The organism is Rhizobium sp. 18055, assembly GCF_902706285.1.
In the GTDB taxonomy this organism is placed as follows: domain Bacteria; phylum Pseudomonadota; class Alphaproteobacteria; order Rhizobiales; family Rhizobiaceae; genus Rhizobium.
In genome coordinates this window covers 1-431 of record NZ_CACSKD010000322.1, presented here as the reverse complement: position 1 = coordinate 431, position 431 = coordinate 1, and the positions used below count along the sequence as shown (strand labels likewise).

Annotated in this window: 1 protein-coding gene; it reads left to right on the top strand. The window is 61.7% G+C overall.

The features are described 5' to 3' along the window. Positions 1-205 precede the first annotated feature (205 nt). On the top strand, positions 206-431 hold a 226-nt coding region (locus tag GVL52_RS30705), incomplete at its 3' end, for a hypothetical protein (RefSeq protein WP_210254134.1).

The window sequence follows — 431 nt, the reverse complement described above, 5'->3', positions numbered from 1 at the left end:
CGTACATACCCTTATCCCGTCCACCGGGTGAACTGCCACAATAAAACTGTACCAAACACTTTTCATGAAAAGACTTCCAGAGGGACGGACCCGGAACCCGGACGGAGCCTCTTCCTCTGCACAGACCGATGAAAAGCGTATGGAACACTAATTGCATCTGTTGCTGGCGATTTCGCCGACCACATCCCTTCCGAGGATTCCTGCCATGCTGCCTGCCCCGTCCCCGATGCTCCGTCCGGTCCCGTTCCGTGCGACCGCCATCTGCGCCGCCCTCGCACTCGCATTGCCCGCCGCCGTGCATGCCCAGCAGCAGGAGCAGCCTGCCGCTTCCGCTCAGGTTCTCTCGGAAAGGGAGTTCTCCCTCCCCGCGGGGCCGCTGTCCGCCACCCTGCAGGCGATCGCCAGGATTGGTGGAAAGCGCATCCAGTTCG